The 22,532-nt window shown below is 68.8% G+C and carries 21 protein-coding genes; 14 read left to right on the top strand and 7 right to left on the bottom strand.

What is annotated here, in order from left to right; translation table 11 throughout:
- Window positions 1-90 precede the first annotated feature (90 nt).
- Entirely contained in the window at window positions 91-2,079 is a 1,989-nt protein-coding gene (locus ACZ5BU_RS35380; RefSeq protein ID WP_465705159.1) for an alpha-1,4-glucan--maltose-1-phosphate maltosyltransferase, read from the bottom strand.
- Between the two features lie 181 nt (window positions 2,080-2,260).
- On the opposite strand from ACZ5BU_RS35380, the gene glgP reads away from it, so the two are divergent.
- A complete protein-coding gene (gene glgP / locus ACZ5BU_RS35375) occupies window positions 2,261-4,855 on the top strand; it encodes an alpha-glucan family phosphorylase (protein ID WP_465705157.1) in 2,595 nt (864 codons plus the stop codon).
- A 52-nt stretch (window positions 4,856-4,907) separates the two neighbouring features.
- On the opposite strand, the gene ACZ5BU_RS35370 is transcribed toward glgP, so the two are convergent.
- Entirely contained in the window at window positions 4,908-6,350 is a 1,443-nt protein-coding gene (locus ACZ5BU_RS35370; protein WP_465705155.1) for an MFS transporter, read from the bottom strand.
- 52 nt (window positions 6,351-6,402) lie between these two features.
- On the opposite strand from ACZ5BU_RS35370, the gene ACZ5BU_RS35365 reads away from it, so the two are divergent.
- The gene (locus ACZ5BU_RS35365) at window positions 6,403-6,978 is read left to right on the top strand and encodes a TetR/AcrR family transcriptional regulator (protein ID WP_465705153.1); all 576 of its coding nucleotides are present in this window, start codon (window positions 6,403-6,405) and stop codon (window positions 6,976-6,978) included.
- Here ACZ5BU_RS35365 and ACZ5BU_RS35360 read toward each other — a convergent pair.
- Both ACZ5BU_RS35360 and ACZ5BU_RS35355 read right to left on the bottom strand, forming a co-directional pair.
- Window positions 6,968-7,840, bottom strand: a complete 873-nt coding sequence (locus ACZ5BU_RS35360) for a transglutaminase-like domain-containing protein (RefSeq protein ID WP_465705151.1) — start codon at window positions 7,838-7,840, stop codon at window positions 6,968-6,970. The two genes, ACZ5BU_RS35365 and ACZ5BU_RS35360, sit on opposite strands and share 11 nt — an antisense overlap.
- Entirely contained in the window at window positions 7,840-8,664 is an 825-nt protein-coding gene (locus tag ACZ5BU_RS35355; protein WP_465705149.1) for a MerR family transcriptional regulator, read from the bottom strand. Before ACZ5BU_RS35355 ends, ACZ5BU_RS35360 begins: the two co-directional genes overlap by 1 nt.
- A 340-nt stretch (window positions 8,665-9,004) precedes the next feature.
- Here ACZ5BU_RS35355 and ACZ5BU_RS35350 point away from each other — a divergent pair, with 340 nt between their 5' ends.
- The 5 genes from ACZ5BU_RS35350 (at window position 9,005) to ACZ5BU_RS35330 (ending at window position 11,920) form a co-directional block, all read left to right on the top strand.
- A complete protein-coding gene (locus tag ACZ5BU_RS35350) occupies window positions 9,005-9,181 on the top strand; it encodes a hypothetical protein (protein WP_465705147.1) in 177 nt (58 codons plus the stop codon).
- Complete coding sequence (locus tag ACZ5BU_RS35345) at window positions 9,181-9,609, top strand: PadR family transcriptional regulator (protein ID WP_465705145.1); 429 nt, start codon at window positions 9,181-9,183, stop codon at window positions 9,607-9,609. The genes ACZ5BU_RS35350 and ACZ5BU_RS35345 overlap by 1 nt, the downstream gene beginning before the upstream one ends.
- 78 nt (window positions 9,610-9,687) lie before the next feature.
- A complete protein-coding gene (locus tag ACZ5BU_RS35340) occupies window positions 9,688-10,983 on the top strand; it encodes an alpha/beta fold hydrolase (RefSeq protein ID WP_465705143.1) in 1,296 nt (431 codons plus the stop codon).
- Window positions 10,980-11,471, top strand: a complete 492-nt coding sequence (locus tag ACZ5BU_RS35335) for an RNA polymerase sigma factor (protein ID WP_465705141.1) — start codon at window positions 10,980-10,982, stop codon at window positions 11,469-11,471. The genes ACZ5BU_RS35340 and ACZ5BU_RS35335 overlap by 4 nt, the downstream gene beginning before the upstream one ends.
- Window positions 11,468-11,920, top strand: coding sequence for a hypothetical protein (locus tag ACZ5BU_RS35330; protein WP_465705139.1), 453 nt, complete (start codon window positions 11,468-11,470; stop codon window positions 11,918-11,920). Before ACZ5BU_RS35335 ends, ACZ5BU_RS35330 begins: the two co-directional genes overlap by 4 nt.
- Here ACZ5BU_RS35330 and ACZ5BU_RS35325 read toward each other — a convergent pair.
- Both ACZ5BU_RS35325 and glgX read right to left on the bottom strand, forming a co-directional pair.
- Window positions 11,910-12,629 (bottom strand): SGNH/GDSL hydrolase family protein, encoded by a 720-nt coding sequence (locus ACZ5BU_RS35325; protein ID WP_465705137.1) that lies wholly within the window; start codon window positions 12,627-12,629, stop codon window positions 11,910-11,912. The genes ACZ5BU_RS35330 and ACZ5BU_RS35325 overlap by 11 nt on opposite strands.
- 134 nt (window positions 12,630-12,763) lie before the next feature.
- Window positions 12,764-14,824: a glycogen debranching protein GlgX gene (gene glgX, locus ACZ5BU_RS35320; RefSeq protein WP_465705171.1), complete on the bottom strand. Its 2,061-nt coding sequence runs from the start codon at window positions 14,822-14,824 to the stop codon at window positions 12,764-12,766.
- A gap of 167 nt (window positions 14,825-14,991) precedes the next feature.
- Between glgX and ACZ5BU_RS35315 the strand changes: the two genes are divergently transcribed.
- The 6 genes from ACZ5BU_RS35315 to ACZ5BU_RS35290 all read left to right on the top strand — a co-directional run bounded on the left by ACZ5BU_RS35315 (window position 14,992) and on the right by ACZ5BU_RS35290 (window position 20,906).
- Window positions 14,992-16,014: a Gfo/Idh/MocA family protein gene (locus ACZ5BU_RS35315; RefSeq protein WP_465705135.1), complete on the top strand. Its 1,023-nt coding sequence runs from the start codon at window positions 14,992-14,994 to the stop codon at window positions 16,012-16,014.
- Window positions 16,011-17,054, top strand: coding sequence for a Gfo/Idh/MocA family protein (locus ACZ5BU_RS35310; protein WP_465705133.1), 1,044 nt, complete (start codon window positions 16,011-16,013; stop codon window positions 17,052-17,054). The genes ACZ5BU_RS35315 and ACZ5BU_RS35310 overlap by 4 nt, the downstream gene beginning before the upstream one ends.
- A 152-nt stretch (window positions 17,055-17,206) precedes the next feature.
- Window positions 17,207-17,986, top strand: a complete 780-nt coding sequence (locus ACZ5BU_RS35305; protein WP_465705131.1) for an enoyl-CoA hydratase/isomerase family protein — start codon at window positions 17,207-17,209, stop codon at window positions 17,984-17,986.
- Complete coding sequence (locus ACZ5BU_RS35300) at window positions 17,987-18,934, top strand: class I SAM-dependent methyltransferase (RefSeq protein ID WP_465705129.1); 948 nt, start codon at window positions 17,987-17,989, stop codon at window positions 18,932-18,934. It abuts the gene before it with no gap.
- A gap of 24 nt (window positions 18,935-18,958) precedes the next feature.
- Window positions 18,959-19,822, top strand: a complete 864-nt coding sequence (locus tag ACZ5BU_RS35295) for an acyltransferase (RefSeq protein ID WP_465705127.1) — start codon at window positions 18,959-18,961, stop codon at window positions 19,820-19,822.
- Between the two features lies 1 nt (window position 19,823).
- Window positions 19,824-20,906 carry a hypothetical protein gene (locus ACZ5BU_RS35290; protein ID WP_465705125.1) on the top strand — a complete coding sequence of 361 codons (1,083 nt, stop codon included), beginning with the start codon at window positions 19,824-19,826 and terminating at the stop codon, window positions 20,904-20,906.
- On the opposite strand, the gene ACZ5BU_RS35285 is transcribed toward ACZ5BU_RS35290, so the two are convergent.
- Complete coding sequence (locus ACZ5BU_RS35285) at window positions 20,896-21,627, bottom strand: class I SAM-dependent methyltransferase (protein WP_465705123.1); 732 nt, start codon at window positions 21,625-21,627, stop codon at window positions 20,896-20,898. The two genes, ACZ5BU_RS35290 and ACZ5BU_RS35285, sit on opposite strands and share 11 nt — an antisense overlap.
- A gap of 119 nt (window positions 21,628-21,746) precedes the next feature.
- Between ACZ5BU_RS35285 and ACZ5BU_RS35280 the strand changes: the two genes are divergently transcribed.
- Window positions 21,747-22,529 carry an electron transfer flavoprotein subunit beta/FixA family protein gene (locus ACZ5BU_RS35280; protein ID WP_465705121.1) on the top strand — a complete coding sequence of 261 codons (783 nt, stop codon included), beginning with the start codon at window positions 21,747-21,749 and terminating at the stop codon, window positions 22,527-22,529.
- The last annotated feature ends 3 nt before the right edge of the window (window positions 22,530-22,532 follow it).

Below are 22,532 nucleotides of genomic sequence, written 5' to 3'. Positions count from 1 at the left end.
GCTCCACTTCTACAATCACCACCGACCCCACTCCGCCATCGGAGGCCAACCACCCATCACCCGACTGACCAACCTCCCTGGACATCACATCTAGGCCTGGCCGCGGCGGACGGCGAGGATGTGGGCGGGTTCGGCGTTGGGGTCCAGTTTGATGTAGTTCTGCTGGCCCCAGCGCCAGGTGGCACCGCTGATTTCGTCGTAGACGGTGAAGGTGTCCTCGGGGCGCATGCCCAGCGCGGCCATGTCGAGGTGGACCATCGACTCGCGGACCGAATGCGGGTCCGTGTTCACCACCACGATGATCGTGTCGCTGTGACCGTCCGGAGCCGTCGAGCGCTTCGAGTAGCACATGATGGCTTCGTCCTCGACGGAGTGCAGCGTCAGGTTGCGCAACTGCTGCAGCGACGGGTGCCGCCGGCGGATGTTGTTGAGGAGCGTCAGGTACGGCGCCAGCGAACGACCCTCGGCCTCGGCCGCCGCCCAGTCCCGCGGACGGAGCTGGAACTTCTCGGTGTCCAGGTACTCCTCGGACCCTGGCCGCAGCGCGACGTGCTCGAACAGTTCGTACCCGGCGTACACACCCCAGGCCGGCGACGACGTCGACGCGATCGCGGCGCGGATCTTGAACGCACCGGGGCCGCCGTACTGCAGGTAAGCCGTGAGGATGTCCGGCGTGTTCACGAAGAAGTTCGGCCGCAGGAAGTGGCCGGTCTCCTGGGTGAGCTCGTTCAGGTACTCCTCGAGCTCCCACTTCTCGTTGCGCCAGGTGAAGTACGTGTACGACTGGTGGAACCCGACCTTCGCCAGCTCCTGCATCATCGGCCGACGGGTGAACGCCTCGGACAGGAACACCACGTCCGGGTCGGTCTTGCGGATCTCGCCGAGCACGTACTCCCAGAAGTTGACCGGCTTCGTGTGCGGGTTGTCGACCCGGAACACGGTCACGCCCTTGGAGATCCACAGCCGGATGATCCGCAGGACCTCGGCGTAGATCCCTTCCGGGTCGTTGTCGAAGTTGATCGGGTAGATGTCCTGGTACTTCTTCGGCGGGTTCTCGGCGTACGCGATCGAGCCGTCGGCGCGGACCGAGAACCACTTCGGGTGCTCCTTGACCCACGGGTGGTCCGGCGAGGCCTGCAGCGCGAGGTCGATCGCGACCTCGAGGCCGACCTCCCGCGCGCGGCCGACGAAGTACTCGAAGTCCTCGAACGTGCCGAGCTCGGGGTGGATCGCGTCGTGGCCGCCGTCCTCGGAACCGATCGCCCACGGCGAACCCGGGTCGCCCGGCTTCGGGTCGAGAGTGTTGTTCGGGCCCTTGCGGAACGAGTGGCCGATCGGGTGGATCGGCGGCACGTAGAGGATGTCGAAGCCCATCTTCGCGACCGCTTCGAGCCGGCGGGCCGCGGTCCGGAAGGTGCCGGACTTCCACGTTCCGGACGCGTCGTCGTACTCCGCACCCTCGGAGCGCGGGAAGAACTCGTACCAGCTGCCGTACAGCGCGCGGGTCCGGTCGACCCACACCGGGTACGTCTCGGACGAGGTGATCAGCTCGCGCACCGGGTACCGCCCGAGCGCGGACCGTACCTGCGGGGAGATCCCCGCGGCCAGCCGTGCCTCCGGCGGGAGCGCGCCGTTGGCCAGCGCGTGCGCCGCGTCGCTCAGCGTGGACCGGTCCGCCCGTACGGCGGGTGGTACGCCGGCCGCGGCGCGGTCGAAGAACGCGGCGCCCTCCATGAACATCAGGTCGACGTCGATCCCGGCCGGGATCTTGATCTCGGCGTTGTGCCGCCAGGTCCCGTACGGGTCGCTCCAGCCCTCGACCGCGAACGTCCACGCGCCCTGCTCCTGCAGCGTCACGTCGACGGTCCAGCGGTCGCTGCCCTGGCCGACAGGACTCATCAGCATCCGTCTGGTCTGCCCCGACGGCGAGGTCAGTACGACGTTCGCGTTCACCGCGTCGTGGCCCTCGCGGAACACCGTGGCGGCGATGGTGAACGTCTCGCCGACCGCGGCCTTGGCCGGATACGCTCCGGCGTCGACTGTCGGGGTGACGTCGGTGATCGGGATGCGCCCAGTCATGGCGTGGCAGAACCTTCGCTTTCCGTTACGTGATACGGCGGATCCGGCGGAGTGTGCACTGCTGACGTTATCGGTTCCCAGGACCCGTCCGGGCCATGCAGGGCTGCAAAATCTTGCTCGCGTTGCAAGATCGATGCATCCCGAGGGTGTCATGCGCACCTGTGCCCGGTACGGTGTCCCGGTGCGAGCGATACGACGATTCTCCGTCCGCCCTGTCCTGCCCGAGCCGCTGACCGGCCTGGGAACCCTGGTGAACAACCTCCGCTGGGCCTGGCACCCGGAGACGCAGGACGTCTTCGAGGCTGTCGACCCGCAGCTGTGGCGGAGCACCGGCGGTGACCCGGTCAAGCTGCTCGGTGAGGTCCCGGCGCGCCGGCTCGACGAGCTGGCCAACGACCATGCTTTCCTGCGCCGGCTGGAACTTGCGGTAGCCGACCTGGACAGCTATGTGACCGACGACCGGTGGTTCCAGACCGCGGGCGGTTCGCCGCTCGACGCGGTCGCGTACTTCTCACCGGAGTTCGGCATCACCCACGTCCTCCCGCAGTACTCCGGCGGTCTCGGCATCCTCGCCGGTGACCACCTGAAGGCGGCCAGCGACCTCGGTGTACCGCTGATCGGCGTCGGCCTGCTGTACCGGCACGGCTACTTCGCGCAGTCGCTGAACCGTGAGGGCTGGCAGCAGGAGCGTTACCCCCTGGTGGACCCGGACGGGCTGCCGATCAGCCTGCTCCGGGATGGTGACGCACCGGCGACGATCACGCTGACCCTGCCCGGCAACCGCGAGCTGCACGCGCAGATCTGGGTCGCCCAGGTCGGCCGGGTGCCGCTGCTGATGCTCGACTCCGACATCGAGGAGAACGAGCCCTCCGAGCGCGAGGTCACCGACCGGCTGTACGGCGGTTCGACCGAGCACCGGCTGCTCCAGGAGCTGCTGCTGGGCGTCGGCGGTGTCCGCGCCGTGCGTACGTACTGCCGGATCACCGGTCACGCGGCGCCCGAGGTGTTCCACACCAACGAGGGCCACGCCGGCTTCCTCGGCGTCGAGCGGATCCGTGAACTGTCGGTCGAGAAGGACCTCGACTTCGACACCGCGCTCGAGGTGAACCGTGGCGGCACCGTCTTCACCACGCACACCCCGGTGCCGGCCGGTATCGACCGGTTCCCGGTCGAGCTGATCCAGCAGCATTTCTCGCCGGACGTGTTCGGTCCCGGTGTACCGATCGACCGGATCCTCGAACTCGGCGCCGAGGACTTCGAGGGCGGCGACCCGGCGCTGTTCAACATGGCGATCATGGGGCTGCGGCTCGCCCAGCGCGCCAACGGCGTGTCGAAGCTGCACGGTGTGGTCAGCCGCGGGATGTTCGCGGGGCTGTGGCCGAGCTTCGACCCGACGGACGTACCGATCACCTCGATCACGAACGGCGTGCACGCGCCGACGTGGGTCGCGCGCGAGGTCCACGACCTGACGTACGCGAACTACACGACCGAGGGCGACGAGGTGTTCGCGGGTCTGGACAAGACCACCGACGCGCAGATCTGGGAGACCAAGCGGCTCCTGCGCCAGCGGTTCATCGACGACACCCGCTCCAGAGTGCGGCAGTCCTGGCTCAACCGCGGCGCCAGCGAGGCCGAGCTCGGCTGGGTCGACTCGATCCTCGACCCCGACGTCCTGACGATGGGCTTCGCGCGACGCGTCCCGTCGTACAAGCGGCTGACGCTGATGCTGCGCGACCCGGCGCGGCTGAAGGCGCTGCTGCTGCACCCGCAGCGGCCGGTGCAGATCGTCATCGCCGGCAAGGCGCACCCGCACGACGAGGGCGGCAAGAAGCTCATCCAGGAGATGGTCCGGTTCGCCGACGACCCGGAGGTGCGGCACCGGATCGTGTTCGTACCGGACTACGACATCGCGCTCGCGCAGCCGATGTACCCGGGCTGCGACGTGTGGCTGAACAACCCGCTGCGTCCGTATGAGGCCTGTGGTACGTCGGGGATGAAGGCGGCGCTGAACGGTGCGCTCAACCTGTCCATCCGCGACGGCTGGTGGGACGAGTGGTACGACGACGAGTTCGGCTGGGCGATCCCTTCGGCCGAGGGGATCGAGGACACGGACCGGCGGGACGACCTCGAGGCGCACGCGCTGTACGACCTGATCGAGAAGCAGGTGGCGCCGCGGTTCTACGACGGCGACGTACCCGGCCGCTGGATCGAGATGCTCCGGCACACCATCAAGGAGCTCGGGCCGAAGGTCCTCGCCACCCGGATGGTCCGCGACTACGTCGAGCAGCTGTACGTACCGGCCGCGCAGTCCTCGCGGGCGTTGAACTCGACGTACGACGGTGCGCGCGAACTGGCCGCGTGGAAGCAGAAGGTCCGCGCGGCGTGGCCGCAGATCCGCGTCGACCACGTGGAACTCCAGGGTCTCGGCGACGTACCGCAGCTCGGTACGACGGTCGGTATCCGGGCGTTCGCGGCGATCGGTGACCTGGAGCCGTCGGACATCTGCGTCGAGGTGCTGCACGGTCGCGTCGACACCAACGACGAGATCACCGACCCGGTGCGGGCGTCGCTGTCCCTCGCGGAAACGTACGAGGGCAACCGCCACCGCTACGAGGGCGAGCTGAAGCTGGACCGCACCGGCCCGTTCGGCTACACGGTCCGCGTGGTCCCGAACCACAAGGGCCTCGCCTCCGTCGCCGAACTCGGCCTGGCCGCCGGCCCGTCCGACCCCGACGACCCCAGCACCCCGGACCTCCCTGCCGGCTCGGAGTTCTGAGCCCTACACCAGAAAAGACACGCCCCCGCCTGCCTCACCAGGCGGGGGCGTTTTAGCGCGCGCTCGTACCGCGGGTGCGGAGGATGCCGTAGGCAACTAGTGCGGCGGCGAGCCCGGTGAGGGTGAGGGCGGCTGTGGTGGTGGCGGTGCGGAACTGGGCGGTCTGCTGGGCGGTCCAGTGGGAGCTGGTGACGGTCCCGGTGAAGAGCGTGGCGAGGATGGTGCCGGCGATGGCCAGTCCGGCGCCGGAGGTGACCTCGGTGGCGGTGTCGGTGAGGGCGGCGCCGATCGTGGTGCGGTTCGGCGGGAGGCCACGGAGAACGTTGACGCCGGCCACCACGCCTGCGACGCGCATGCCCGCAGCGACGAGTACCAGGGCAGCTGCGACCCATACGTAGTCGTGGCGGCCGAGTGCGCCGTACACGGCCAGGCCGAGGACGACCGACGAGGCGCTGATCCACGCGGCGCGTTCCAAGCCGACGCGTTCGACGAACGGGCGGATCAGGGCGCCGCCGGCGACGAGCACGACCACCTGGGGGAGCAGGCCGAGCGAGGCCAGGACGGGACTCCAGCCCCAGTCGAGTTGGAGCTGAAGGGTCACCAGGTAACCGAGGCCGGCGGTCGCCAGGCCGGCCGCGGCCTTGAAGGCCAGCCCGCTGGAAACCAGGGGATGGGCGAGCAACCGAGGATCCAGGAGCGGGTACGTCGTGCGCCGCTCGCGGACGAAGAACAAGATGCCCCCGGCAACTGCCGCGCCGGTGAACGCCCACGGGATCCAGGACCCGGCGCCCTCGTCGACGAACAGGGTCGGCGCGACCAGCGCGAGCACGATCGTCGCCGTACCGAGGACCGCGCCGGCCACGTCGACCGGATCCCGGTGCAGCTCCGCGGCCAGATCGACGGCGATGCCGCGGCGGATGCCGATGAAGGCCAGCGCCGCGATCGGTACGTTCACCAGCAGCAGCACCTGCCACGGCGCGACCGCGAGTACGAAGCCGCCCGCTGTCGGCCCGATCGCGAGCCCGACCAGACCGACCGTCGAGATCAGCGTCGTCGCCCGCACCCGCAACCCGTCGTCCTCGAACAGCCGGAAGCTCAGCGCCATCGACCCCGGCGTCGTCATCGCGGCCGCCACGCCCATCGCGACCCGTACGGCGATCAGCTGCTCGACCGTGCCGACGAACGCGGTCGCGAGACTCGCGACCCCGAGCAACACCAGCCCGGCCAGCATCACCCGGCGTCTCCCGAACCGGTCCGCGACCGCGCCGAACGCGAGCATCAGTCCGCCGAACACCACGGCGTACGCACCGGTGACCCATTGCAGTGCGGTCGTCGACGCGTGCAGTTCGCGGCCGATGGTGGGAAGCGCGACGTTGAGGATCGAGTTGTCGAGCATCTCGAACAGGAAGACCGCCGAGAGCCCGGCCAAAGCCAACCGCGCCTCGCGCAGCGAACGCGGGCTGCCTGCTATGACAGTTGTCTGAGCTGAGGACATGCCACTAAGTTAACTGACTAAGCTTAGTGACACAAGAGAGGTGGGTCACCCAATGCCCAGAACCGCAGCCCGCGGCGGACCACAGACGCGCGCCCGGATCTCGCAGGTCGCGACCCAGCTGTTCCTGGAGCGCGGGTTCGACGAGGTGACGGTCGCCGAGGTCGCGCGCGAGGCAGGCGTGTCGAGCGTGACCGTGTTCAAGCACTTCCCGCGCAAGGAGGACCTACTTCTGGATCGCGCCGACGATGCAGTGGAGGCGCTGCGTACGGCGGTACGCGCGGACGCCGATGTGCTCACGTCGCTCCGGGAGGCCACGCTGAGCCTGGCCGACGAGCGTCACGCACTGTCCGGGCTCAAGGACGGATCGGTCCCGTTCTTCGCGACGGTCGCGGCGTCTCCGGCCCTGATCGCCCGCGCCCGCGAGATCGCCGACGACCTCCGGCAGACTCTCGCCGAAGAGCTCGGCGATGAGCTGCTGGCTGCGTTCTTCATCGCGGGCTACACGACGGTCCTCACCGAGACCGCCCGGCGTCAGCTGGCCGGGGATGCGCCAGCTGACGTCGTCGAGGATCACCGGGCCCGGGTCGAGCGTCTCTTCGAGAGGCTCCGCACCGGCTTCACCGCTTGAGGTCTACCCAGGCGAACGGAGGCTTGCCGGCGGGGGATGTGACGAAGGAGCGGCCGGTGAAGGTCAGGCCGGGGGCGGTGCGGTAGAGGTCGTCGACCTCCTTCGTGGCGGTCTCGTCTCCGTTGTCGGAGGCAACCATCAGCCGGGCGATGCGGTCGGTCAGGTCGACGTCCGCGCCGTCGAGCTTGTCGGACATCGCACCCCAGTTGTCCCACAGCAGCAGCTCGTCGCCGTTCAGGTGCGCGAGCTGGTAGTGCACGTAGTTCCGGATGAACCAGCCGCCGTACAGCTTCAGGTCGCCGACCGGTTCCGGGTTGGCGCCGTACCGGTCGCCGTCGAGCTCGCCGGACCGGTAGCCGAGCCACACCTCCGCCGCGGACCGGAACGGCCCGGCCGGCAGGTCGGCGACGTCGAAGGGGACCGAACCGGGCTCCAGCTGGGCGTCGATCATCACCCACCGCTCGCCGTCGAAGTACTCTGCGACCACGTGGTCGTGGTTGAACCCCTCGGCGAAGTAGTTGCCGAACCCGACCCGGCTGCGCGCCGGGATCCCCTTGTGCCGCAGTGCGGAGACGAACAGCAGCGTGTAGTCCCGGCAGCACCCGACCACCCGGTCGACCGGCTCACGGGCTATCGCGAGCGCGGTTCCGTTGCGCTTCTGGTCGGTCGCGAGGATCGCGGTCACCCAGCGGTTGTCGATCTCGGCGAGACGTTCGCCGGTGAACTCGATGCCGCCGCCGCGGTAGTGGATGAGAAGGTTCCGTACCACCTCGGCGATGCCCGGAACGTCGTCCGGCAACGCGTCGTACAGCTCGGCGAACGAACCGGGATCGCTCCACGGGGTCTGGGTCGTGTAGTCCATCACAGTGTCCTTTCGGTAATGGGCAGTGCGATGTCGACGGCCAGTTCGTCCCGGGGGAGCAGGTGGCAGTCCGGGCGGTACACCTCGCGCGGCGGGCCGGACTCGGGTACGCCGGAGGCGCGCACGTGATCGAAGACGAGGTCGTACGCGAGCATGATCCGCGGGTACGCGCACTCGTCCATCGTGATCGTGCAGTACGCCTCCCGGTGCGCCGGTTCGACCCGGATCCCGATCCGCCCGGACGGATCGACGAGCCCGTCGAACGGGACGCACACCTCGACGGTGGCCTCGCCCTCGGGCGTGACCGCGCCGTGGTAGATCACCCACGACCCGACGGCCGCGGTCGCACCGGCGGCCCGCAGGTACGTCATGATCTCGTCGGTGCACGTCACGATCACCCCGACCAGCAGCTGCTGATTGGTGTCCGCCCGGATCGACGCGATCTTCGTCGCCGGTACGTCGCGGGTCCGTACCGGGCGTGGCGCGAGGCCCGTCGTACCCGACCGGGAGAGTCGGTCGCGGAGGTACTGCCAGGTCGCCCGCCGCGCCGCGGTGGTCGCCTCCTCGGCGGCCCACCAGCGGTCGAGCCGGACCAGCCCCTCCTCGTCGGTTCCCCTGAGTACCTCGGCGATCGTCGTCAGCGGCATGTCCAACTGCCGCAGCACGCTGATCCGCCGCGCCCGTTCCAGTTGCTCCTCGTCGTACCACCGGTACCCGTTGGCAGGATCCACCTGCGCCGGAGCCAGTAGCCCGGACACGTCGTACAGCCGCAACGCCTTCAACGAAAGGCCGGCCCGCCGCCCGAACTCACTGATCGTCAACACGCGGCCATCACACCCCCTGCCCTTGGGGCAGAGTAAAGGGGAACGGTTTCACGTCGGGCTCGACCCAGCCGGTGCGCGCGTCCGCGGACGCCAGTAGCTCGACCCACGCCCGGCTGCCGCACGGCGAGCCAGGTCAGCTTCACGTGCTCGCGGTGCCCGAACCGCTCCGCACTCGACATCACTTCACCCATGAGGTCGTCGAAGGTACTCATCTCTTCACGGTCGGGATCTCGCGGCGGGGGCGCAACCGAGTTTGTCGCCGGGGGGTTGTGTCGATGACAGTAACGATATATCGTTAGTGTCATGAAGAGTATCGAGGAGGATATGATGAACACCCCCAATGAAGTTCGAGGCCGCCGAGGCGGTCACTATCACCCCCGTCGCGGTGGACCGCGGATGGGTGAAGGCATGCCGATGCACGGCGGGCGGGGCGGTCCTCGCGGTCGTGGCCGTGGACCGGGACGTGGCGCAGGCCGCGGCCGGGCGCCGCGCGGCGATGTCCGGACGGCCGTTCTGATGCTGCTCACCGAGGAGCCGATGCACGGCTACCAGTTGATGCAGGCCATCGCCGACCGCAGCGACGGGCGCTGGACCCCCAGCCCCGGCGCGATCTACCCGACCATCAACCAACTGGAGGACGAGGGCCTGGTCACCGTGACCGCGGAAGCCGGCCGCAAGCTCGTCACCCTGACCGACGCCGGTCGCGAGTACGTCGAAGGACGCGGCGACACGTCGGCCGATCCGTTCGCAGCGTTCGCGAGTGCTGCGCCTGGGGCGGACCTGCGTGGGCTGCTCGAGGAGTTGCACTCGGCGACTCGGCAGGTCGCCCGCAGTGGCTCGGAGGAGCAGCGTACGGCGGCCGCCAAGATCCTGGCCGACGCCCGCCGCTCGCTCTACCTGCTGCTGGCCGACGCCCCGGTCACCCCCTCGGATCCCGAGGCCTGAGACGTAGGTCACCCCAGGGAACGTCCTGGCCGAACCGCTCCTCTTCGAGTTGTCATCCACAACTGAGGAGGGTTCGGGATGGAGTCTCGAAGGATCGTCGCGGGCGTTCATGGTCTGCTCGCGGCGGTGCACGTCTACTGGGCGACGGGCGCGACCTGGCCCGCGGCCGACGAACGATGGCTCTCCCGAGCGGTCCTCGGTGTCCAGCTGTCCTTCGCGCCGCAGGTGGTGCTGCCGCTCGCAGCACTCCACCTGCTGCTCGCAGCCGCAGTCCTCTACACCAACCGCTCCGCCGCCGCCCGCCTGGTCGTCACTGGCCTCGCGGCCGGCCTAGCCGCTCGTGCTGCTCTTGGTATCGCTTGGGCCTTCACGTACACCAGTACACCGTTCTACTGGCTCAACCTCCTGCTCTACACGCCGGCCTGCATCGCGCTGTGCGTTGCAGACTTGAAGATGCTGCGCATGCGCTGGCTGAAGGCCGCTGCTGTCGCAGGCCCCGTAGCTGTGGTGACAGCGCTGGCGTTGGTTGCCTATGTGTACCAGCCTGCCGAGCAGCCGCACCCGGTTGCTTCAGCTAAGTACGTGGAGACTGCGTTGGCGCGGGTGCACTACCTGCAGCGCGGCTCCGGGGCGCCTGTGGTGTTGTTGGCGCCGGGGGCTTCGCCTGCGGTGGCTTGGGATGCGGAGCTGGCTGTGTTGGCGCGGGACCACACCGTGTACGCGGTGGACCTTCCAGGGCAAGGGGAGACCCGCCTGCACGACGAGAGCTTCGCGTTTGACCTGGACGGGATGACAACCGCTCTCGGTCAGTTCCTCGACGCCATGCACCTGCAGAACGTCGTACTCGGCGGCAACTCGTGGAGCGGCGGCTGGGCCCTCGCCTACGCCCAGCGGCACCCGGAGCGCGTCAGCAAACTCCTGCTGCTTGCCCCGTCCGGCCTCGATGAGCCAGACGTGTTGAGCTGGGAGATCCTCAAACAGCCACTCATCGGTGAGGCCCTCGCCAAGCTGGCAACGAGCCGCAGCGTGGTCGAGTCCGCCGTCCGCGGCCTGTTCGTCCACAAGAACCTCGTCACGCCGAAGCTGGTCGACGAGATGTGGATCCCCGGAACGTATCGTGACAACGTGCGATCCATGTACGCGCTGGAGCGTGGCCTCGACTGGAGCGTCACCGAGCGGGCGCTCCCGTCCACAAACCAGTCCACGCTCGTACTCTGGGGCGACCACGACACCGTGCTCCCGGTCACACAGGCCGCCCGCTTCGGGAAACTGTTGCCGAACGCAACAGTGTACGTGCTGCCCGGCTGCGGCCACGCGCTGACCGTCGACTGCCCGGACCAGGTCACCCCGTTGCTGGCCGCGTTCCTTAGATGATCGAAACGGATCGGGTCCGCGCGGCGCAACGCGGTGACACCGTGGCGATGAACGAGGTGCTCGACGCGCTGACGCCGTACATCGGGAGGATCTGCGGACCGATCGCGCTGAACGACGGGCCCGACGCCGCGCAGGAAGCCCTGATCGCGATCTTCCGCGGGCTGCGTGGTCTCGAGAACCCGGCCGCGCTGTTCGGCTGGGCGCGCGCGATCGCCGTTCGGGAGGCGGTCCGCGTCGCCCGCCGCGGGCAGCGGCAGCAGCCGGCCGAGCTCGCCGACCTCCCGGCGGCGGACGATCCGCAACTCGTGGTCGACGTACAGGATGTGCTCCGAAGGCTGTCGCCGGAGCATCGCGCGGTCCTGGTACTGCGGGATCTCGAGGGACTGGACGAGGTCGAAGCTGCCGAGCTACTGGAGGTCCCGGCAGGTACCGCGAAGTCGCGGCTGCACCGAGCACGCGCGAGCTTTCGGAAGGCGTGGAGACAATGAACTGGCCACAAGCTGAGCTCAACGACGTCGAGCGGTTCCGCGCGCTCGCGGCCGGTGTCCCGGGCGCGACCGTCACCGAACGCGTGCTGCCTGCCGACCCCGACCAGGTGAAGGCGATGCTCGCCGACCTCAATGTGTTCGCGGAGATCCAGGCCGACTTCGTCTCGGCGACCATCGAGGAGCGTGACGGTGATCGGGTCGTCGTACGGGCGAAAGGCGCCCTAGGGCAGCGCGCACGGCTGGTAGGTCAGTTCCGCCCAGGGTGGTGCTGGCTGCAGAGTCGCTTCGTGATCATCGGTATGGCAGTCGCAGCCGAGCCAGGCGGTGGCACCCGCGTCGCTCTGACGGGAGGTATCCGCGTACCGGGCCGTGCCGCCATCGTGCCGGTCGGAGTACGTCGCGAGAGCAGCAAGACGCTGGATCGGCTGGAGCGGCTGCTCAGGGCTTGAGTACGCCGGCCTTGAGTACACCGGCTGGCAGTGCGGCGAGCAGGGCGTCCGCGTGGCGGCGGTAGCCGAGGTTGTTCGGGTGGAACGCGTCCGGCGCAAGCATGCCTTGCCACGGCGGCCGCGCGTACCGCGAGACCTCCGCGACCGCCAGCCCGCGAGACGTGGCCGTGGTGGAGATCAGCTGGTTGATACCGGACACGTACGGGCTCACAGCGCCACCGACCCGCCAGAAACGGTCAGGAACGGTCAGGTCCATCACGACCGACGACGAGGGCAGCCGGTCGATCACCTGACGCAGGTGATCGCGGAACCGTCTCGGCGGCGTGGCGAGGATGTCGTTGTTGCCGATCCCGCAGGTGACCAGTGCCGGCGTCAGACCGTCCAGCAACGGCAGTTGGTCCTCCAGCACATGCCTGGTCTGCGCACCGGACCGCGAGAGGTTCAGCACGCGCCACGGTGTCCCCTTGCGGCGTAGGGCGTTGAGCACCTGCCCGACGTACCCGTGGAGTGGCGACGAGGCTCCCAGGCCTTGCGCGGTCGAGTCACCCAGCACAACCCACAACGGCCCGCTCCCGGCCAGCGCGTCAGCGTTCTGCCGGTTCCAGTAGTCCGCGTACGTCCGCGCCTGTACGTCGACGTACGCCACGCCGTCCACCCACCGCTGCAACGCGAGCCGCGAACTCGTCCGTTCAGCCTCGCCCCAACGCATGATCGCACGGTGCATCGCCCCGATGGGCGTGGTGCGCTCCCGCCCGCGGCGCAGTAGAAACATCGGTCCCCCAGAGGTGAACAGCAGGTGACCGAAGAATGTACAGGCGAAAGGTTAACGACCCCTTCGACGGCTCAGAGCGCGCGCAGCAGGACCAGGCAGCGGGGTGCGAGTGGCACGGTCGCTCCGGCCTCCACCTCGGTGACCATGCTGTTGCTGGTGTCCAGGACCAGCTCATACGCCGGTGCCCAGGACGCGTCCGGTACGACGACGTTCCGGGTCTCCGGCGTCGCGTTCAACGCAAGCAGGAACGAGCTGTCCGTCAGCGCGTTGCCGTCGGCGTCAGTGGCTCGCAGGGCGTCGCCGCGGAGGAACATGCCGATCGTTCGCAGGTTCCCGTCGAACCAGTCGGCGTCCGTCATCTCACCACCGTGCGGCGCGATCCACGACAGATCCTTACGCCCGCCAGGTCTGACCGGTTGCCCGGAGAAGTAGTGCCACTGCCGCAGGGCGGGATGTGCGGCCCGGAGTGCGAGCAGCTTCTTCGTGAGCTCCAGGTGGTCGGACCAGGTTGCCGGCAGCGACCAGTCGAACCAGGAGATCTCGCTGTCCTGGCAGTACGCGTTGTTGTTTCCGTGCTGCGTCCGCCCGCACTCGTCGCCCGCGGTGATCATCGGCACGCCGGTCGACAGGATCAGTGTCGACATCAGGTTCGCCATCTGCCGCTTGCGCAGCATCGTCACGCGCCAGTCGTCCGTCTCGCCCTCGGCGCCGCAGTTCCAGGAGCGGTTGTCGTCGGTACCGTCCCGGTTGTCCTCGTGGTTGTCCTCGTTGTGCTTGTGGTCGTAGCTGACCAGGTCGCGCAGCGTGAACCCGTCATGGGCGGTGACGAAGTTGATCGACGCGTACGGGTACCGGCCGTCGTCGCCGTACAGGTCGCTCGATCCGGAGAGCCGGTACGCGAGGTCCTTGACGCCGTCGGAGGTGTTCCGCCAGACGTCGCGGACGCTGTCGCGGAATTTACCGTTCCACTCCGACCACGGCGGACCGAAGTTGCCGACCTGGTAGCCGAACGGGCCGACGTCCCACGGTTCGGCGATCAGCTTCACCCGGCCCAGCACCGGATCGGCCGCGACCTCGGCGAGGAACGGGTGGTCCGGGATGTCGACCTCGTGCCGCTCGTTCCGGACCAGCGTCACGGCCAGGTCGAACCGGAACCCGTCGACGCCCATCTCCTCGACCCAGTAGCGCAGCGAGTCCATCACCAGCCGCCGTACCTGCGGGTGCGAGGTGTCGACGGAGTTGCCGGTGCCGGTCACGTCGTACATCGCGGCGCCTTGCGACAGCCGGTAGTACGCCCGGTTGTCGATGCCGCGGAAGCTCAGCGTCGGCCCGTCGAACCCACCCTCGGCCGTGTGGTTGTAGACCACGTCGAGGATCACCTCGATGCCCGCGGCATGGAACGCCGCGACCATCGCCTTGAACTCGGTCACCTGCTCGCCGCGCGAACCCGAGGAGCTGTACGGCGCGTGCGGCGCGAAGAACCCGAGCGTGTTGTAACCCCAGTAGTTCGGCAGGCCGCGCGCAGCGATCGCGGGCTCGGTGAGGAAGTGGTGGATCGGCAACAGCTCGACCGACGTGACGCCGAGGTCGGTCAGATACTTGATCACCGACGGGTGCGCGAGTCCGGCGTACGTCCCGCGCTGGTGCTCGGGTACGTCGGGGTGCAGCTTCGTGAAGCCCTTCGTGTGCAGCTCGTAGACGACGGTCTCGCCCCAGTGCACCGGCTTGCTGATCGGCGGCGGCGGATCGGAGTCCGCGACCACCACGCCGACCGGTACGTGCCCGGCCGAGTCGCCGTCGGAGGAGTCGTAGATCAGCGGGCTGCCGTAGTCGAGCTCGCCGTCGACGGCCCGCGCGTACGGGTCGAGCAGCAGCTTCGACGGGTTGAACCGCAGTCCGTGCGACGGGTCGAACGGGCCGTGCACGCGGTACCCGTACCGCTGGCCGGCGCCGACGCCCGGGACGAACCCGGTCCAGAACTCGCCGGTGTGGGTGAGGTCCAGGTTGCGCTGGCTGCCGTCGTCGGCGATCAGGGTGAGCTCGACGCGCTCGGCTGCCCGCGCCCAGAGCGTGAAAGTGGTCCCATCGGTCTGGACCACTGCGCCCGGACGCAGGCCTGTCTCACCGGCCAGGCCGGGAGCGCTCGGGGCGGCGGTCGCTTCTGTCACCGGGACATTCTGCACAGGTCGTTGCGAGTTCACGATAGTGCGGTGGTTTTGTTCGTGAGACGGTGGTTGCGAACGTCTCTGCGCAGTGATACGCAAGGACCATTACAAATTCACCCACCGATGGGGATCACATGTCGGAAGAGCTTGCCGGACTGACCGTGGGTCTGATCGGCGCGGGCAACATCTCCCACGTCCACGTCCAGGCGTGGAAGGCACTCGGTGCCCGGATCCTGGTGTACTCGCTGGAGGGCGCGCCGGAGCTGTCGGAGCAGTACGGGCTGGAGGTCGTCGGGTCGCTGGACGAACTGCTGGCCGTTCAAGACGTGGAGTTCGTCGACATCGTGACGCCGTCGGCGACCCACCAGGAGATCACGCTGGCCGCGATCAAGGCGGGCAAGAACGTGATCTGCGAGAAGCCGCTGACGCTCACCGCGGCCGATTCGCACGCGGTGATCGACGCTGCCGCCGCGGCCGGTGTCCGGCTGTACCCGGCGCACGTCGTCCGGTACTTCCCGGCGTACAAGGCGGCGTACGACGCGATCCAGGCCGGGCAGATCGGTGACGTCGCAGTCGCGCGGTTCTACCGGCAGGCGTCCTCGCCGGCCGGCGCGGGCTGGTACCGCGACGTGGCCCGGTCGGGTGGGGTGATCATGGACCTGATGGTGCACGACCTCGACCAGGCCCGCTGGCTGTGCGGCGAGGTCACCACGGTGTACGCGGCGCAGAACCCGCCGACCGTGGACGGCATCAGCCCGGTCAACGTCGCTGCGCACGTGACGCTGACCCACGAGAGCGGTGCGATCAGCCACTGCCGGGCAACCTGGGGCGCGACCGGTACGACGTTCCAGACCGGGTTCCGGATCGCGGGGTCGAGCGGCGTACTGAAGTTCTCGTCCGATGCCGACACCGGGTACAAGGAGGAACTGCAGGACAGCGTCGGCGGCGACCTGCTGATCCCGTCGTCGCTGGGCGAGAGCCCGTACCTGACGCAGCTGCGTGAGCTGGCGATCGGCCTGCGCGGCGGGCCCGAGCCGCGGGTGCTCGGGGCCGACGGCGCGACCGCGGTGTACCTGGCCGAGGCGGCGCGCGCGTCGATGGAGTCCGGTCAGCCGATCGACATGAAGACCTTCGTCTCGACAGGAGCAGGGGCATGACGTTGAAGGTTGCGATCGCGTCGTTCGCGCACGTGCACGCGGGTTCGTACGCGCATCTGCTCGGTTCGATGCCGGAGGTCGAGGTGCTGTCCGCCGATCCTGACGGTGCTTCGGCGCCGGACGCGGGGCCGCGTGGTGCTGACTTTGCGGCGCAGTTCGGGATCTCGTACGTCGACACGTACGACGAGCTGTTCGCGTGGGGACCCGATGCCGTCGTGGTGACGTCGGAGAACGCGGGGCACCGGGCGCTCGTCGAGCGGGCCGCTGCCGCCGGTGTGCACGTACTGTGCGAGAAGCCGCTGGCCACCGAGGTCGCCGACGGCGAGGTGATGCTCGCCGCGTGCGAGGCAGCGGGGACGATCCTGATGGTCGCGTACCCGGTCCGGTTCTCGCCGTCGTACCTGCAGCTGCGGGCTCTGGTCGAGGCGGGGCGGCTCGGTGACGTGTTCGCCGTACTCGGGACGAACAACGGGAAGATCCCGTACGACGCCCGCCAGTGGTTCACCGACGCGGAACTGGCCGGCGGGGGAGCGCTCGTCGACCACACCGTGCACTGCGCCGACCTGATCGACGGGCTGACCGGCGGGGCGACCGCGACCCACGTGTACGCCGCCGCGAACCGGATCCTGCACCAGGACAAGAACGTCGAGGTCGAGACCGGCGGGCTGGTCACGATCAACTACGACAACGGGCTGATGGCAACGATCGACTGCTCGTGGAGCGTCCCGGACAACGGCCCCACCTGGGGCGGCGTGTCCCTCCAGGTCACCGGCACCAACGGCTCCGTCGAGATCGAACCGTTCCTCCCACACGTCGGCGGCACCGACCCGAACGGCGAGGTGTACCTGGCCATCGGCGGCAACCTCGACGAGTCCATGCTCGACACCTTCCTCGACGCCGTCCGCACCTCCGGCCCAGCCGTGGCAGGCAAGCCCCCGGCCGTAGTCCCGCAGCCCGACGGCGCAGTCGGCGTCCGCACCCTGAAGATCGTCGACGCCGCCCGCCGCTCCGCGGTATCAGGCCAAGCGGTGGACGTGTAGCACTCACCAAACCGTCCGGACGGCCGTCGCGCACGCTCAGCGGCGGCCGTCCGGCCCGTTCGCACGGGGTTTGGTGAGTGGTGGGTGTCCGCATCCGGTACCGTTCCCGGAGATGTGACCCGTGGGTAGGCCAGAGCGAAGGAGCTTCAGGCATGGGCGAGTTCGTGAATCTCACCGTGAGCGACGGGGTCGGCACGATCCGACTGGATCGGCCGAAGATGAACGCGCTGAACGTGCAGGTGCAGGAGGAGATCCGGGCCGCCGCTCTCGAGGCGACCGCTGACGACGACGTCCGCGCTGTGGTGATCTACGGCGGCGAGCGGGTCTTCGCCGCCGGTGCCGACATCAAGGAAATGGCCGACATGTCGTACGCCGACATGGCCAAGCGCTCCGGTCCGCTGCAGGCCTCGCTGTCCGCGGTCGCGGCGATCCCGAAGCCGACCGTTGCCGCGATCACCGGCTACGCGCTGGGCGGCGGTTGTGAGCTCGCGCTCTGCGCCGACTACCGGATCGCCGCCGACGACGCCAAGCTCGGCCAGCCGGAGATCCTGCTCGGCATCATCCCGGGCGCCGGCGGCACCCAGCGCCTGTCCCGGCTGGTCGGCCCGTCCAAGGCCAAGGACCTGATCTACACCGGCCGCTTCGTCGACGCCTCCGAGTCCCTGCAGATCGGCCTCGTCGACAAGGTGGTCCCGGCCGCTTCCGTGTACGAGGAAGCGGTGGCCTGGGCGTCCCAGTTCACCCGCGGCGCCGCGATGGCCCTGCGCGCCGCGAAGGAGTCGATCGACTCCGGTCTGGGCGTCGACCTGACCACCGGACTGGAGATCGAGCGCCAGCAGTTCGCCGCACTGTTCGCCACCGAGGACCGCACGATCGGGATGAAGTCCTTCGTCGAGAACGGCCCGGGCAAAGCCGAGTTCAAGGGAAAGTAGATGTCTGCAACCTCCAAGCCCGCTGCCTCCGCCGAAGAAGTCGAGGCCGCCTGGAACGACAACAAACTCGCCCAGGTCCTCTACCACGACTGGGAAGCCTCGACGTACGACGAGAAGTGGTCGATCTCGTACGACGAACGCTGCGTCGACTACGCCCGCGACCGCTTCACCGCGGTCGCCGGAACCCGCGGCTGGCCGTACGGGAAGTCGCTCGAGATCGGCGCCGGCACCGGCTTCTTCACGCTGAACCTCAAGCTGGCCGGCGTCCTCGACGAGGCGCACGTCACCGACCTGTCGCCCGGCATGGTCGAGGCCGCGAAGAAGAACGCGAAGACCCTCGGCTTCGCGATCGAGGGCCGGGTCGCCGACGCCGAGAAACTCCCGTACGACGACAACACGTTCGACCTGGTCATCGGCCACGCGGTCATCCATCACATCCCGGACGTCGAGCTGGCGTTCCGCGAGATGCTCCGGGTCCTCAAGCCCGGCGGCCGCTTCGTGATCTGCGGCGAGCCCACCCGGTACGGCGACTTCGTGGCCCGGCGACTGTCCCGCTTCACCTGGTGGGCGACCACGAACGTCACGAAGCTCCCGGCCCTGGCGAACTGGCGCCGCCCGCAGTCCGAGCTCGACGAGTCGTCCCGGGCGGCTGCTTTGGAAGCGGTCGTGGACCTGCACACGTTCGACCCGGACACGCTGGCGCGGACGGCGACGCGGGCCGGTGCTGTTCAGGTCACGACCGTCACCGAGGAGCTGCTGGCCGCGTGGGTCGGGTGGCCGATCCGCACGTTCGAGGCCGCCGTACCGGAGCAGAAGCTCGGGTTCGGGTGGAGGATGTTCGCGTACAAGTCGTGGCTGCAGCTGTCCAAGGTCGACAAGGTGCTGTCGTCCGTCGTCCCCGACGAGCTGTACTACAACGTCTCGATCACCGGAGTCGCGAGCAAGTAACAGGACAAGCAGTAGGGTGTGTCGATGCGGTTGCTGTCCGTGGCGAATCTGCGCTGGGTGGTGCGCCATCGGGCGTGGACGCCGTACTACCTGAAGCGCTACTGGCGGTTCGCCTGGTTCAGGCTGCGCCATCCGCAGGTGATCACCGAGGGTTTCGTGTTCCTCGGCAAGCATCTGGAGATCGTGGCGCGGCCCGGTCACGGACGGATCGTGCTCGGCCGCTGGGTGCACCTGGGTGACGAGACCCGGCTGCGCGCGCACGAGGGCACGCTGCGGATCGGCGACAAGGTGGTGTTCGCCCGCGACGTCACAGTGAACTGCTACCTGGACATCGAGATCGGTGCGTCGACGCTGATCGCGGACTGGACGTACATCTGCGACTTCGACCACAAGACCGACGAGCTGCACCTGCCGATCAAGGACCAGGGGCTGGTGAAGTCGCCGGTCCGGATCGGCCCGGACTGCTGGCTGGCCACGAAGGTCACGGTCACCCGCGGTACCGACATCGGCCGCGGCGCGGTGATCGGCGCGAACAGTGTTGCCCGCGGCAACATCCCGGCGTACGCGGTGGCGGCCGGCGTACCGGCGAAGGTGCTCGCGGACCGCACCCAGCGGTACGCCGACGACGCCGAGCGACGGAAATACCTGGCCGGTCTGGCCGAGGCGAACGACCGTACGGCGGCTCTCCTGCAGGCCGGGATGCCGCCGGTGGAGAAGCCTGCGAGCGTGGCGCCGGGGGATGCGGGTGGTGATGAGGTAGAAGCAGGTGGTGAAAAAGAGAGCTCCGAGGGGTTCTCAAGTTACTCACCAGTCGGGCACTATGGCCCCCACGTCCGGTCGGACGCCTGTGACGGCATGGACCGGCTGCGTATCGGAGAGGAGAAGTAGCGTGGCTGACCAGGCTGCGATCGACCCGGCCGATCCGGCCGCCCGGTCGCCGCTGGACCAGGCCGCGGCCGACGGATCGATCACGCAGGCGCGGACGCGTGCGGTCGATCCGGTGCCGATCGTGGCCGAGTCGGTACCCGGTAGCGCTACGTTGGAACCAGTGCTTGAAACAAACGAACCAGACATGGGCGTGAACGTGGACCCGGAAGTACAGGCAGCGGACGGCAGTTCGGCAGCGGCACCCGTGGCGGGCGCCCGTCGCCGGTTGTCACCGCGGCCGGTCCCGGTCAGCCGGCGGAGGAGAGCGCCGGCTGCCACGGACGAGGAACGGACCCCGGCTGAGGAGATGGACGACGTGGGTACGCAGGACGAGAAGGCATCGGCCGCCGCGGCCGCCGACGCCGCCAAGCCCGGCGCGACGCCGGGGACGGAAGCCGGTACCGACGTGGCCGCAGGCACCGGTACCGATACGGGCTCGGCCGCGGCGAGCGGCTCGGGCGCAGCGACGGCGACGAAGACTGCCCGGCCGAAGACGGCGGCGGAGATCGTGGCGGAGCAGCGGGCCCGGGAGAAGGCGGCCGCGGCAGCGGTGAACTCGGAGGATGCCGCTGCCGGGGCTCCCAGTGCTTCCGAAAGTGCTTCCAGTAATGCTTCTGGCAAGGAGTCGGAGAAGGCGGCGACTGGTACGGCGGCTGCTGCCAAACCGTCGGGTGCCTCGGGCAACAAACCGCCGGTGTCGAAGAGCTCGTCCTCGGGCTCGTCCGGCAAGGGCAAGCAGGCGCTGACCTCGGTCGGTTCGGGCGTCCGGAAGCTGCGCAACCTGATCGCCTCGCTGATCTGGCTGATCGCGGTGCTCGCGGCCGCCGTACTGGCCCTCGGCGCGCTGTTCACCGCGCTCGACCAGACCAACCAGAGCAACGAGATCGTGCGCTGGATCCTGGAGCGCGGGCACGACCTGGTCGGCCCGTTCAAGGACCTGTTCCGGCTGCAGACCGCGAAGAACACCCTGCTGGTCAACTGGGGGATCGCGGCGCTGGTCTACCTGATCGCCGGCAAGATCGTCGAGAAGATCATCAGGCCTTAGGTTTCGCCACCAGGATCAGATCGAGAGATTCGTCCAGGTCTCCTGGGCGGATCTCGAAGTCCTCGTACGTCGTACTCCGCACGAGCCCGGCCAGGTTGTCGTCCCACTGGTCGTGCTCGGCGGCGAGCTGCGCGTCCACGCAGGAGCCGTACCGCGCCTCCCATGACGTGAGCTTCGCGGCGTGGCGCAGTCCGAGCGCGTGCGTGATCCCGAAGTGCGGCTCGAGCAGTTCGGTGAACTCGGCGGCGGTCAGTTCGCGCGTGTGGTACCAGTTCCCGCTCGGGAACGTCAGGCGGTTCGGCGTACTGAGGACCAAGGTGCCTTGTGGTGCGAGGATCCGGGCGCATTCGGCGACGAAACGCGGCTGCTCCCACAGGTGCTCGATGGTCTGCAGTGAGGTGATGGTCGTGAAAGCCCTGTCGGCAAAGGGCGTCTGCACCAGATTGCCGCGCGCGACATTGACCTGTGGATAAACCCGGCGGACGTGCCGCAACGTCGTATCTTCATAGTCGAGACCGGTCACGGGGCTCGCGCCGGCCAGCCGGAGCAGCTCCGCACCGTAGCCCTCGCCGCATCCGGCGTCGAGGACCCGGCCGGTCCGCCCGACCGGCAGGTTGGCCGTGATCCAGCGATAGGCGGCGTCGTGGCGCGCGAACCAGTAGTTCTCGTGCCAGATCCCGGGCGCAGTCCTCTCACCGGTCAGCGGTAACGTCTCGGTCACCTGCGCAACACTAGTCGTGCCCGAGACTGTGATGGGACTCGCACCAGTCGTATGTTTCTCGCGGGTAACATCCGTGGCAGGCTTGGAGAGACCGTTAACCAGAAGGGGTCCCACACGCTATGAAGATCGTCGTCTGCGCGAAGTTCGTGCCGGATGCCACGGCGGACCGCCGCTTCCGCTCGGAGGACAACACGGTGGACCGCGCCGGTGTCGACGGGCTGCTGTCCGAGTTGGACGAGTATGCCGTCGAGACCGCGCTCACCGTGAAGGAGGTCGGCGACGCCGAGGTGACCGTGCTCACGGTCGGTCCGGAGCAGGCTGCCGACGCGGTGAAGAAGGGGCTGCAGATGGGTGCCGACGCGGGCGTCCATGTGCTGGACGACGCGATCCACGGTTCGGACGCGGTGGCCACCTCGCTGATCCTGTCGAAGGCGCTGGCCAAGCTCGAGGCCGACCTGGTCGTGTTCGGGATGGGCTCGACCGACGGCGGCATGGGTGTCGTGCCGGCGATGGTGTCGGAGCGGCTCGGGCTGCCGGCCGTGACGTTGGGCTCGGAGGTGACCGTCGACGGGCAGACCGTCCGGATCCGCCGCGACGGCGACACCGCGAGCGAGACCGTCGAGGGCACGCTGCCGCTGGTGTTGTCGGTGTCGGACCAGGCCAACGAGCCGCGGTACCCGTCGTTCAAGGGCATCATGGCCGCGAAGAAGAAGCCGGTCGAGACCTGGTCGCTGGCCGACCTCGAGCTGACCGCGGACCAGGTGGGTGGCTCGGGCGCGTGGACCGAGGTGGTCGAGGTGACCGCCCGTCCGGCGCGGACCGCCGGCACGATCATCACCGACGAGGACGGCAGCGGTGCCGCCGAGCTCGTCGAGTTCCTGTCCACGAACAAGTTCCTCTGAGGA

The organism is Kribbella sp. NPDC031520, from assembly GCF_055580825.1.
Note: the sequence above shows the minus strand (reverse complement) of the source record. Positions and strands in the feature narration are given on the sequence as shown.

Bases quoted from the DNA above. Each gene is read 5' to 3' on its own strand.
- ACZ5BU_RS35380 (WP_465705159.1), bottom strand. From the start codon at position 2,079: ATGACTGGGCGCATCCCGATCACCGACGTCACCCCGACAGTCGACGCC.
- ACZ5BU_RS35370 (WP_465705155.1), bottom strand. From the start codon at position 6,350: ATGTCCTCAGCTCAGACAACTGTCATAGCAGGCAGCCCGCGTTCGCTG.
- ACZ5BU_RS35365 (WP_465705153.1), top strand. From the start codon at position 6,403: ATGCCCAGAACCGCAGCCCGCGGCGGACCACAGACGCGCGCCCGGATC.
- ACZ5BU_RS35360 (WP_465705151.1), bottom strand. From the start codon at position 7,840: ATGGACTACACGACCCAGACCCCGTGGAGCGATCCCGGTTCGTTCGCC.
- ACZ5BU_RS35350 (WP_465705147.1), top strand. From the start codon at position 9,005: ATGAAGTTCGAGGCCGCCGAGGCGGTCACTATCACCCCCGTCGCGGTG.
- ACZ5BU_RS35345 (WP_465705145.1), top strand. From the start codon at position 9,181: ATGCTGCTCACCGAGGAGCCGATGCACGGCTACCAGTTGATGCAGGCC.
- ACZ5BU_RS35340 (WP_465705143.1), top strand. From the start codon at position 9,688: ATGGAGTCTCGAAGGATCGTCGCGGGCGTTCATGGTCTGCTCGCGGCG.
- ACZ5BU_RS35335 (WP_465705141.1), top strand. From the start codon at position 10,980: ATGATCGAAACGGATCGGGTCCGCGCGGCGCAACGCGGTGACACCGTG.
- ACZ5BU_RS35330 (WP_465705139.1), top strand. From the start codon at position 11,468: ATGAACTGGCCACAAGCTGAGCTCAACGACGTCGAGCGGTTCCGCGCG.
- ACZ5BU_RS35325 (WP_465705137.1), bottom strand. From the start codon at position 12,629: ATGCGTTGGGGCGAGGCTGAACGGACGAGTTCGCGGCTCGCGTTGCAG.
- ACZ5BU_RS35315 (WP_465705135.1), top strand. From the start codon at position 14,992: ATGTCGGAAGAGCTTGCCGGACTGACCGTGGGTCTGATCGGCGCGGGC.
- ACZ5BU_RS35310 (WP_465705133.1), top strand. From the start codon at position 16,011: ATGACGTTGAAGGTTGCGATCGCGTCGTTCGCGCACGTGCACGCGGGT.
- ACZ5BU_RS35305 (WP_465705131.1), top strand. From the start codon at position 17,207: ATGGGCGAGTTCGTGAATCTCACCGTGAGCGACGGGGTCGGCACGATC.
- ACZ5BU_RS35300 (WP_465705129.1), top strand. From the start codon at position 17,987: ATGTCTGCAACCTCCAAGCCCGCTGCCTCCGCCGAAGAAGTCGAGGCC.
- ACZ5BU_RS35295 (WP_465705127.1), top strand. From the start codon at position 18,959: ATGCGGTTGCTGTCCGTGGCGAATCTGCGCTGGGTGGTGCGCCATCGG.
- ACZ5BU_RS35280 (WP_465705121.1), top strand. From the start codon at position 21,747: ATGAAGATCGTCGTCTGCGCGAAGTTCGTGCCGGATGCCACGGCGGAC.